Source organism: Luteimonas sp. AC640a (genome assembly GCF_979256585.1).
Window position 1 is genome coordinate 66,333 of the sequence record NZ_CEEDOV010000007.1, and the last position, 11,383, is coordinate 77,715.

5 protein-coding genes, 1 tRNA gene and 1 pseudogene are annotated in these 11,383 nt (G+C 61.0%); 5 read left to right on the plus strand and 2 right to left on the minus strand.

Annotated features, from left to right (window positions below):
- Nucleotides 1–655 precede the first annotated feature (655 nt).
- The 3 genes and pseudogenes from ACZ9YD_RS04415 to ACZ9YD_RS04425 all read left to right on the plus strand — a co-directional run bounded on the left by ACZ9YD_RS04415 (nucleotide 656) and on the right by ACZ9YD_RS04425 (nucleotide 6,462).
- Nucleotides 656–6,055, plus strand: coding sequence for a DUF4011 domain-containing protein (locus tag ACZ9YD_RS04415; protein ID WP_465073935.1), 5,400 nt, complete (start codon nucleotides 656–658; stop codon nucleotides 6,053–6,055).
- 127 nt (nucleotides 6,056–6,182) lie between these two features.
- A pseudogene (gene ispH, locus ACZ9YD_RS04420) lies at nucleotides 6,183–6,350 on the plus strand (4-hydroxy-3-methylbut-2-enyl diphosphate reductase); the annotation flags it as partial.
- A gap of 36 nt (nucleotides 6,351–6,386) precedes the next feature.
- A tRNA-Thr gene (locus tag ACZ9YD_RS04425) sits at nucleotides 6,387–6,462 on the plus strand.
- Between the two features lie 64 nt (nucleotides 6,463–6,526).
- Here the strand turns inward: ACZ9YD_RS04425 and ACZ9YD_RS04430 are convergent.
- On the minus strand, nucleotides 6,527–7,582 hold the full coding sequence (locus ACZ9YD_RS04430) for a diguanylate cyclase (RefSeq protein ID WP_465073936.1): 1,056 nt from the start codon (nucleotides 7,580–7,582) through the stop codon (nucleotides 6,527–6,529).
- A gap of 160 nt (nucleotides 7,583–7,742) precedes the next feature.
- On the opposite strand from ACZ9YD_RS04430, the gene radA reads away from it, so the two are divergent.
- Nucleotides 7,743–9,131, plus strand: a complete 1,389-nt coding sequence (radA, locus tag ACZ9YD_RS04435; protein WP_465073937.1) for a DNA repair protein RadA — start codon at nucleotides 7,743–7,745, stop codon at nucleotides 9,129–9,131.
- A gap of 26 nt (nucleotides 9,132–9,157) precedes the next feature.
- Entirely contained in the window at nucleotides 9,158–9,727 is a 570-nt protein-coding gene (locus ACZ9YD_RS04440; RefSeq protein ID WP_465073938.1) for a hypothetical protein, read from the plus strand.
- Nucleotides 9,728–9,806: 79 nt separating this feature from the next.
- Here the strand turns inward: ACZ9YD_RS04440 and ACZ9YD_RS04445 are convergent, their stop codons facing one another.
- Nucleotides 9,807–11,381: a DHA2 family efflux MFS transporter permease subunit gene (locus ACZ9YD_RS04445; protein WP_465073939.1), complete on the minus strand. Its 1,575-nt coding sequence runs from the start codon at nucleotides 11,379–11,381 to the stop codon at nucleotides 9,807–9,809.
- Between the last annotated feature and the right edge of the window lie 2 nt (nucleotides 11,382–11,383).

Here is an 11,383-nt window from a genome sequence, read left to right on the forward strand (position 1 = left end):
TTATCTCGCTGCGCGTGCCTGATATCGCAACTCTGGTGGTAGCGCTGGAGGCCAACCCTTTCGGCGCACTTCTTCTGTTGCTTCTCGTGGGTCTCTGCGTTCTTGCTCTGTGGGTCTACTGCTCTCATGCGAGTTTGATGGAATCGCCTAAGAAGGCGAGGCCGCGCAGCCGGAAGAGGAGCGAGTAAGCATAAGGCCACAGTGCGCCGTCATTGTTCGCTGCGAAGCTAAGTCGCACGGTTTTGCAGCGTCATTTTCAACAATCCTGTTTATCGATTACTAGAACAAGGTCGAGATGGTGTGGTTTGAACTTCGAAGCAGGGGCAGGCGTAGTGCGTGAAGTGCTGAGATCTGGCTCGCTACCACCTCGAAATTGAGGTCGTAGGACTAACAGGGGCTTGCGCGCCGTCGCACGCGCATCCGAATTGGACATCCTCCTGCAAAGCTCCTCCCGAGGTGGCTCTGTCTAATCATTGAGTCCGGCCAGTCGCGCCCAAAGGCTGAGAGCCGTGTTGCATAATTCGCCGATCGAGGCGAAAGATCGTTTTTTGATGGGGAACCACCACACCATTCCTCAGGTTCGCGCGGATTTGCACCGCTCAGCCGGCGTCTTCTTTCATGTCGCAAGTCGCGTTGTAGGTTGCTGAGGCCACTCATGGATACAAGTATCGAAGATGCCAAAGACGGCACCCTCTCAATCCCCGAAGTGCTGCGGAGGCTGCGCCATCGACTGCTAGACCTGACTGCGCGGAACCGCCTGCTTAACTTCAAGATCACAGCTGGCAAGTCTCTGTCCGTGGTCCCTGGAAGGCTAGATGAGACGTTCCGCCGACTGACCGGCGATGGTCTGGCAGGTGTCCAAATCGTGCCTGTGCCTGATCCGAGCCGCGATGAGTGGGTGGTAAAGCATGACAGGATGGTCAAGCCTGAAGCCAAGGAGCATGCGGCAAACCTTGGGTTGAACATCGCTCTTGAAGAGGCCCTTGGTCAGCGGAGTGATGCCAAGATCGCCCGCGTCCAGTACTACAACGAAGATCTGGCGAAGCATTTCCGCAAGATCGATCGTGAAGCGAGATCGGCGTTAGAAGAGACTGGCGCCAACATGCTGTATGTGGTGCTGGGTTGCCTGGACTACACGGAAAGCCCCGGATCCGACAAGGTGTTTTCTGCGCCGCTTGTGTGCGTGCCTGTCAGGCTCTCAGCCGTTCAACAGGTACACCAGGTCATGTTCAACATGGCTTACACAGGTGAAGAAGTTCAGGAAAACCTGTCGCTTCGTGAGAAGTTGAAGAGGGATCACGCCTTTACGTTGCCCGAGTTCCCTGATGAGGAGGAGGGCATCGAGCAGTATCTTCAGCAGATCGAAAAGCTCATCGAGAAGCGTCCGCTTTGGAAGGTACGTCGCAGCATGACGCTCGCGTTGCTTTCCTTCGGCAATATGCTGCTGATCCGTGATCTTGATCCGGAGAATTGGGAGGACGAAGAAGGCCAGTCAAGGCTGCTGTCCCACCCCGTGATCAAGCAGATTTTCACTGGCGGTGATGAGTTCGCTGGATCCGGCTATGCGCCGGAATACGATCTGGATCGCATGTCTGCCGCTGATCTCCCCTTGATCTTCGATGCGGACAGCTCTCAGCACAGCGCCATTGTCGATGTTATGGCCGGAAAGTCATTAGTTATCGAGGGGCCGCCGGGAACTGGTAAGTCCCAGACGATCACCAACATCATCGCTGCCTGCCTTCATGCAGGGAAGTCTGTGTTGTTCGTGGCCGAGAAGCTGACGGCACTTCAAGTCGTACAGCGCCGACTTCAAGCTGCTGGCTTGGATCCGTTTTTGCTCGAACTCCATTCAAACAAGACGAACAAGCGCCAAGTTCTAGAGGCTCTTGAGAACCGGCTGGATATGAGGACGGCGCCACCTGCAGCGCTCGATATCACCGCTGCCAGGCTGACCGATCGCAAACAGAAGCTCGATCAGTACGCCCGAATTTTGAACGCGGCCACCGGCAATCAACTCGGCCTGACAATTCATCAAGTCCTTTGGCGCGCTGAACAACATCGGGTCAAGCTGGGCGATCACAGCGAAAATTTGCTCCGTGTTTCGGTGGCTACGGCGCCTTCGTCAAACACGACGATCCTTGAAAAGCACCGGAGCCACATAGCAGCCTTAGCGCAAGTATTCGGCGACATTAGTCAGTTCGGAGTCGGAAGCCCGTTCTGGGGCTTCTATCCCGACAGTCTTTCGCCAGGCGACGATCTGGCGATCGCGAAGATCTTTCAGGAGGCATCCAAGCACGCTAAGGAGGCTGTGGAGGCGGGCGACCAGCTTGTTGCAAGTTATGGGATACATGAAGGCGCGCCGAAACAGTTGGGCAACCCTTCAGACCTGATCCGTTTGATCGACAACTTGAGCTCGCTCTTGAGCGAAGACGCGGTCGTTGACGTGTTGCCGGCAATCTTCGGAACTGATGAGTCTGCACAGAACAATGCGCTGAATGTCCTTGCCAAGAACGACGCATCCTTGCAAAGGATCATTGAGCTTGAAGCCGCCACCGCTAGCAAGGTCGATTACAAGAAGGCGGAACAGTCCAGAACAACCCCATCTGCCAAGAGTTTCGTACGATCCAATGGCCTGAACGATTGCACTGTCGCTGAGCTTGCGGATCACTTGCCAAGGCTAGAGACCTTGGTGAAAGTAGCGACGCCAGCGCGCCAAGCTCTGAACGCAGCGGCTGAGTCAGTCGGAGTTGCACAGAATTCAATTCAAGGCGACAGACAGCTCATAGCGGTCATCGATGTTTGCGCCGCTGCACCACTATCTCATCTACACATGCGTTCGGCCGAACTGGCAAAGTGCTCATCTGTCGAGATCTTGGCTAAGGGAAGTGCTGATCGTGATCGGCTTCAGTCAATCGAGGATCGTGTAGGACAGCGTTTTTATATGGATCAAGCCCCTGACGACGCCGAGTTGCGTCAGTGGATCTTGGTACTGCGTGAGGGTGATGCGTGGTACCGAATTTTTCAGAAGCCTTGGCGTGCTGCGATCCGCGCACATCGCACCTTGTCTCGGAACAAGGAAAAGGTGCCGGCTTCACAACGTCTGGCGGAACTTGAAGAGCTTGCCGAGCTTCGCAAGGGCTGGAGCGACTGGGCCAATTCTGTGCTGCTTACCCGGACGACGGGTGTATCGCCGCTGCCCAAGGATTTTCCACTAGAAGATGCCATTAAGGTTGCCAAGTGGCTCTCAGATGCCGACGAGAGTTTGTCGCAGCTCAATGTAAGCGAAGCATCGCTCAATCCACTCGCTGTCGATCGATCGGTACTCATTTCGCACGCATCCATGCAAGCGCAGTTGAGCGCACAAATCGCAGCGCTTGTTGAACTTTCCGACTGGATAGCTGCGTTCTTCCCGCTACTAAGTGGTGGGTCAGGGACGGACGATTGGAGTTCCCGCCTCGCTGCATCAGATGAGTTGATTGCGCAATTGCGTGTTGTGTCGACTGATTTGGCTGGCGCCATTCATGGCGCTGCCACATTGGATCAGGCCTACGATCTGGTCGATCAGGCTCAAGAGCTGTTTGTCAGATCGAAGCAGATTGCAGAGTCGCCCGAATTGAAGGCGCTGCTAGGCAGTAGGACGTCGAGGTTCCGGGAAGATCTGCCAGCCATCATGGCAGCGGTGAAGTTCGGGCAGGCGGTGTTCGATAGTTGCTTGCCCATACAGTCAAAGCAGCAACTCTGGACGCCATCTGTTCGATCTGTGCTCGAAGACTTGAAGCAGTCCGTAGTGCGTTTCCGTGATGCGTCTGATGACCTGCGTAGCAAACTCCTCGAACTCAAGCCTCACGGTGCTTTGAACATCGAAAAGTGGCTGCTGGGTTCCGACGGTTCATCGGCTGGCTCAGAGCGAACCCTGGCACGGATCAAGTTCGCTCTTGAGAACATTGACGGTCTAATACCGTGGTCGTTGTACGTACACCATAGAGCTGCGTGTGAAGAAGCTGGCTTAGAGCCCTTTGTCCTCAAGATGGAGGATGAAGGTCTGCCGAGCAGTCTGTTGGTAGATGCGTTCTTGTACCGTTTTTACGCCTCGATCGCAGATGCACTTTTCCGCAAGACGCCCGCATTACAGAACTTCAGCGGATCCGTCCATACCGCAGTACGGGCAGAGTATTCAGAACTGGATCGGACTCTTGTATCACTGCGTGGCAAACAGATCAGCCACAAGAACACACGCTCCGCCAGGACAGTTCCTGGGGTCAGCGGTACACGCGTGGCGGATAAGACTGAGATGAGTCTGATCCAGCACCTGCTTCCGCAAGCAAGGCCTCGTATTGCGTTGCGCGATCTCATCAAGAGAGCAGGTACGTCGATCCAACAATTGAAGCCGTGCTTTATGATGGGGCCTCAGGCTGTGGCGCAGTACCTGCACGCTGCGCCCGAGATGTTTGACGTTGTCATCATGGACGAAGCGTCGCAGATGAGACCAGAACAGGCCATCGGTGCTATTGCGCGCGGAAAGCAGCTTGTTGTGGTCGGCGATCCTAAGCAGTTGCCGCCTACGTCGTTCTTTTCGCGCATGCAGACGGAAGAGGACGCTCAATCCACTGCGGTTGCGGAGGATGCGGAGTCAATCTTGGATCTGGCAAGCAGCCACTTCCGTCCAATTCGTTCTCTCCGGTGGCACTACCGTTCGCGACACGAGAGCTTGATCGCGTTTTCGAACAAGCAGTTCTACGACGGGAAGCTCATCGTTTTCCCGTCTCCATACCCTCGTTCGCGTGGTCTTGGTGTCCGCTCGCATCTGGTCAAGAATGCGGTGTATGAGAGCCAGACAAATGCGCGCGAGGCCGCTGCCGTCGTAGATGCTGTGGTGGACCATATCCTCCATAACGGCGATCTATCGCTGGGTGTTGTTGCACTCAATATCCGGCAGCGCGACTTGATCGCGGAGTTGATGGAAGAGCGCTTGAAGTCCGTTCCTGGCGCTGCGGAGTACAGGGACAAATGGAAGGATGACGGTCAGGACATCTTCGTCAAGAACCTGGAGAACGTCCAAGGCGATGAGCGCGACACCATCATGATTTCGACCACCTATGGCCCGCCGCCCGGCACAGGCCGTGTTCACCAGCATTTCGGGCCTATAAGCCAAGACGGTGGTTGGCGCCGGTTGAACGTCTTGTTCACCCGCGCAAAGTCATCTGTACTGCTTATCACCTCAATGAAGCACACGGATATCGTGGTGGGCGTCGGAACGCCTAGAGGCACTAGGGCTCTGCGCGACTACTTGCTCTACGCCGAGACTGGCCGTCTGAACCACGATCTGGGTGAGGTGACTGGCGGTCAACCCGAGTCGGAGTTCGAAGAGTCGGTGATTCAGGCTCTCCAGCAGCTTGGGTACGACTGCGTACCTCAGGTGGGAGTTGCGAATTTCCGCATTGATATCGGTGTCCGCCATCCGCGGTACCCGCACTTGTTCCTCGCGGCGATCGAATGCGACGGCGCTACGTATCACTCGGGGATCACCGTCCGCGATCGCGATCGGATCCGCCAAGAAATCCTTGAGAGCATGGGCTGGAAGGGCAAGATCTGGCGCATCTGGTCAACTGAGTGGTTCCGCAATCCAAAGCGGGAAATGTCGCGCCTCGTGAGCTTCCTTGAAGAACTGAAAGCACTGGAAGTTGATCCGTCGCTTACGGTCCTAGTGGATCCGCAGTCGGCTTCCTCCGAAGACGATTTCTCGGAGCCGACTCAGGAGCAGGTGGAGCAGGCGAACGCGACCCTGGAGGAGCTGCTGTCCGAGACCTCGCACCCAGAAGTGAGCGTAGGCGACAGCGTGGTCTATCGGAACTTGTCCAGTCATAGGCCTGAGCAGGAGATCACGGTGTTGATCGCCAAGGACCGATTTGATCCGAATAACGGGATCATCTCCGAAGCTAGCCCCTTGGGGCAGGCCCTGATCGGTGCGATCGAAGGGGAGGAGATGCCGTTCGCGACCCCAGGCAAGCCTGACCAAACCCTTCTTGTGGTCGCTATCAAGCGTATTGGTGTCTAAGGCGAATCTACCGCGCGACACTATCTTGCTGCATGCCTTTTCATCTCAATGTGTCGTCTTGCCCGAGTGGGTGAAACATAGTGGCGAACGGTTTACTGTTCCTGAGGCCGCTAAGACCCCACTTATCAGGCACTTACGCGTCACCGCCGGTGCATCGGCCCCGGACATCCTCGTCCAGGGCGTGCTCGACCGCCTGCGCGAACTCGGCGCAGACGGCCTGCGCGAGCTGTCGGGTGAGCCGGAGAACATGGTCTTCGCCCTGCCCAAGGAACTGCGCCTGCAACTGGTCGATTGACCGCAGGCGCGGCGCTCCCTAGAATTCGCGTCCCAAGCCGGAATAGCTCAGTTGGTAGAGCGGCGCATTCGTAATGCGTAGGTCGTAGGTTCGATTCCTATTTCCGGCACCAGCTTCAAGAAAAAGGCGACCCTCGGGTCGCCTTTTTTTGTCTGCGCTTCGTGTTGCCTGGGCGCTCAGCCCATCTCGACGCGATCGCGGCCCGCTGCTTTGGCGCGGTACAGCGCGGCGTCGGCAGTGCGGATCCAGTCGGCGAGCGTCGTGTGTCCACTGCGCGTTTCAGCCAGACCCACGCTGACCGTGCACGACAGGCCGGGCTCGGCTTCGAAGGTCAAACCGGACACGCCCAGGCGCACGCGCTCGGCGATCGACCGCGCGAGTTCGCGATCGGCGGAGGTCAACAGCAGCGCGAATTCGTCGCCGCCAAAGCGCGCGGGCACGTCGTCGCCGCTCGCAATGTCGCGCAGCACGTCGCCCACGCGCCGCAGCACCACGTCGCCCATGCCGTGGCCGTAGCGATCGTTGGTGGTCTTGAACTGGTCGATGTCGATCAGCAGCAACGCCGCCTGGCGCCCGCTGCGCTGGAACAGCTTGAACGCATGCGCGGCGCGCGCATCAAAGTGACGGCGGTTGGGCAGATCGCTGGCGACATCGGTGCGCGTGGTGCGTTCGAGTTCGCGGTTCTGCCGCGCAATCGTGCGGCCGAGGCGCCAGGTGACCACGCTCAGTGCGAACTGGTAGCCGAACATCAGTGGTAGACAGGCGAGCACGGTGCGCAGCGAGGTGTCCGGCGCGAACGGCTGGCCGAGCGCCAGCCAGGTCAACGCGAAACCTGCGAGCAATGTGGGCAAGGCGCGCGACAGCAGGCGCCAGCCGCCGGCCGCGAATCGGTCGGCGCTCAGGACTGTCAGCAAGACGGCCGACGGCAACAGGTTGACGCCCATGATCGCGATCCACACGCCACCGGCCGCGGCATCGACCACGAGGCTTCGATATTCGACGGCCGCCGGGTCGCGCGCGCGCCGCGCCAGCAGCCAGGCGATATGCGGCCAGACCAGCGCATTGAAGAGCAGCGCCGCCCAGGTCCAAGCAGGCACACCTGTTTCGTGCAGGACCGATGCGATCGGCACGGCGCAGAGCACGGTGCCGAGCATGCGCATGCGATGGATGCGGGTCACAAAGCGCAGCGCGGGCGTGCGCGAGTGATCGGCGATGTCGTCGTAGTAGGGCACCAGCGTGATCGGCTCGCGTCGTCGTGGGAGACCTGCCGGGAAAGTGTAGAGCCAACGCCGACGCGCGCGGCGAATCCGGTGTCCGCGCACGGGGGCGGGTCTCCGATGCTGCGACCGGGCTCCGCTATGCTGCGGCGACTTCCGTTCTCGCAAACACCTCGTGGCCAAGACTGCTTCCAAAGCCCGTACCGCCTTCGTCTGCAACGAGTGCGGTGCCGATTTCAACAAATGGCAGGGCCAGTGCAGCGCCTGCGGCGCCTGGGATTCGATTTCCGAGATCGTGCTCGAAAGCGCGGCCGCCGCCAGTTCGCCCGCGTCGCGTCGCAGCGGCTGGGCCGGCAAGATCGATGCGCCCAAGGTCATGGCGCTCAAGGACGTGCAACAGGGCGAGGATGTGCGCGTGTCGACCGGCATCGGCGAGTTCGATCGCGTGCTGGGCGGTGGTCTGGTCGAAGGTGCCGTGGTGCTAGTCGGCGGCGATCCGGGCATCGGCAAGTCGACGCTGCTGCTGCAGGCGCTGGCGCAGATGGCCGGCACGCTGCCGGGCCTTTACGTCACCGGTGAGGAATCGCTGGCGCAGGTCGCGGGTCGCGCGGTGCGGCTCGGGCTGTCGCTCGACGGCCTGCACGCGCTGGCCGAGACCGGCATCGAACGCATCCTGCAGCACGCCTCGGAACTACGCCCGAAGCTGATCATCGCCGACTCCATCCAGACGCTGTGGACCGAATCGCTGACCGCCGCCCCGGGCTCGGTGAGCCAGGTGCGCGAATCTGCCGCGCGTCTGGTGCGCTACGCCAAGGAAACCGGTACCGCCGTATTCCTCGTCGGCCACGTGACCAAGGAAGGTGACATCGCCGGTCCGCGCGTGCTGGAGCACATGGTCGATGCGGTGCTGTATTTCGAAGGCGACAGCGGCAGCCGATTCCGGGTCATGCGCGCGTTCAAGAACCGCTTCGGCGCAGTCAACGAACTCGGCGTGTTCGCCATGGGCGACAAGGGGCTGAAAGAAGTGCCGAATCCGTCGGCGATCTTCCTGTCCGGCGGCAGCACGCCGCAGCCCGGCAGCTGCGTGATGGTCACGCGCGAAGGCACGCGGCCGCTGCTGGTCGAGGTGCAGGCGCTGGTCGATGCGTCGCCGCTGTCGAATCCGCGCCGCGTCGCGGTGGGCATGGAAGGCAATCGCCTGGCGATGCTGCTGGCGGTGCTGCATCGCCACGGCGGCATCATGACCGGCGACCAGGACGTGTTCGTCAACGTCGTCGGCGGCATCCGCGTGCAGGAAACCGCGGCCGATCTGCCGGTGCTGCTGTCGGTGCTGTCGTCGCTGCGCGATGCGCCGTTGCCGGACAAGACCATCGCGTTCGGCGAAGTGGGCTTGAGCGGCGAGATCCGCCCCGTGCCCAATGGCGAGGAGCGCTTGCGCGAAGCGGCGACACACGGCTTCAAGCGCGCGATCGTCGCGAAAGCGAACGCGCCGAAGACCGGCAGCTTCAAGGGCATGGAAGTGATCGGCGTCGAACGTCTGGCCGAGGCGCTGGAACACATCTGACGCGGCGCGCCGGCTAACATCGGGCGATGCGCCGAACCTCCGTTCCGACAACCGCTGCGCGCGTCGTCTCCATCGTCCTGCATCCCTTCCTCGTGCTGGCAGCGCTCGCGCTACTGGCGGCGTGGCGGGTCGATCCTGCGTCCCTTTCGCGCACTGCGTTCGGCATCGGCGTCGCCATCGCAATCGTGTCGACCTTCATCTGGCAGCGTCGCCGCGGCGGTCACTGGCAGACCGTCGATGCCTCGCGGGCGCAGGAACGCCCGCTGTTGTACGCGCTTGCGCTGCTCGTGGCCGGTGCCTACTGGCTGTGGATGGGCGGCCGTGCATCGGCGACGTCGAACGGCGTGCTCGCTGCGGTCGCGATGCTGTGCGTGGCCGGCATCGCCAATCGCTGGATCAAGCTCTCGCTGCATATGGCCAGCCTGTCGTTCGCGGGCGTCGCCGCGTGGCCGCTGTGGCCGGCTGCGGCGATCGTTGTGCTGGCCGCATTGCCGCTGCTTGGATGGGCGCGATTGCGGATGGCGCGGCATACGCTGTCCGAAGTGATCGGCGGCGCCGCATTGGGACTGGTGACGGGCGCGATCCTGATCGCGTAGGCGCGCGCTGGCGCGTGAGGCGCGTGCAACAGGAATGGCCATTCCGCGCGAGCGCTTGGCTACAGGGGGTGAGGCGAAATCAATGGCCGCCGCTTGCACCGCCGCCGAGTTTGGCTGTGAAAGGCGGCTTGGCCATCCACACGAACGCGATCACCACGACGAACAGAATCCCGAGCAGGTGGAAGATCTCGTTGAAGCCGATCTGCGTGGCCTGCTGCGCGATCATCTGGTCGAGCAGCATCGCACCACGCTGCAGGTCGCCGTTGCCGAGCGCGGCCACGGTCTGCTGGATCGCGAGGTCGTGCGCGGGAATATGTTCGGTCAACTGCGCATGATGGATGGTGCTGCGCTGGTTCCAGGCCCAGGTCGTCAGCGACGCGGCGAAACTGCCGCCGAGCGTGCGGCAAAACGTGGCCAGGCCCGAGCCAGCGGCGATCTCGTGCGGCTCCAGGTCCGACAGCAGGATGGTCAGCACTGGCATGAAGAACAGGGCTACGCCCAGTCCCATCCACAGCTGCACCATCGCGATGTGCTGGAAGTCGACATCGAGGTTGAAGCCCGAGCGCAGGAAGCTGGTGAATGCCATCACCATGAACGCGAAGCTCGCGAGGATGCGCAGGTCGAAACGCGTCGCGTACTTGCCGACCAGTGGCGTGAGCAGCACAGGCAGGATGCCGATCGGCGCGGTCGCGAAACCGGCCCAGATCGGCGTGTAGCCCAGATTGCGCTGCAGCCACAGCGGCACCAGCAGGCCGACGGCGAAGAACGCCGCATAGCCGAGCACCATCGCAATGGTGCCGAACGCGAAGTTGCGATGCCGGAACAGGCGCAGGTTGACGATCGGATCCTTCTCGGTGAGTTCCCAGATCAAGAACACCGCCAGACCGATCACCGAGGCGATCGCGAGCCAGACGATCTTGGTCGAGTTGAACCAGTCCTCCTCGTTGCCGAGGTCGAGCAGCGTCTGCAGCGCGCCGACGCCGACGATCAGCGTGATCAGGCCGACGTAGTCCAGCTTCGGTGTCTCGAGCTTTTCCGGCCGGCCGCGTAACTGGTTGGCGACGACGACGCTGGCGAAGATGCCGATCGGCACGTTGATGAAGAAGATCCATTCCCAACTGTAGTTGTCGGTGATCCAGCCGCCGAGGATCGGTCCGCAGATCGGCGCGACCACGGTGACCATCGCGAGCAATGCGATGGCCTGACCGCGTTTGGCAGGTGGATAGATCGAGATCAGTAGCGCCTGGGTGACCGGATACATCGGGCCGGCGACGAAGCCCTGGATCGCGCGCGCGGCGACCAGAAATCCCATGCTCGATGCGAGGCCGCACAGCAGTGACGCGAGCACGAACGCGAACGTCGCCCACACGAACAGCTTGCGCTCGCCGAAGCGCCGGACCATGTAGCCGGTCAGCGGCAGCGCGATCGCGTTGCTGACTGCGAATGACGTGATCACCCACGTCGCCTGGTTGGAACTCGCGCCGAGGTTGCCGGCGATCGTCGGCAGCGACACGTTGGCGATCGTGATGTCGAGCACCTGCATGAACGACGCCAGCGCGAGGCCGATCGTCGTCAGCGCGAGATTCGGCGGACGGAACGCAGGTTGCGCGGCCGGGGCAGGGGCCCCCGGCGCGTCGGCGGTGGTCGTGGACATGG

What these genes read in the sequence shown, in the direction of transcription:
- ACZ9YD_RS04415 (WP_465073935.1), top strand. Translation starts at nt 656, where the DNA reads ATGGATACAAGTATCGAAGATGCCAAAGACGGCACCCTCTCAATCCCC.
- ACZ9YD_RS04440 (WP_465073938.1), top strand. Translation starts at nt 9,158, where the DNA reads ATGCGCCGAACCTCCGTTCCGACAACCGCTGCGCGCGTCGTCTCCATC.
- ACZ9YD_RS04445 (WP_465073939.1), bottom strand. Translation starts at nt 11,381, where the DNA reads ATGTCCACGACCACCGCCGACGCGCCGGGGGCCCCTGCCCCGGCCGCG.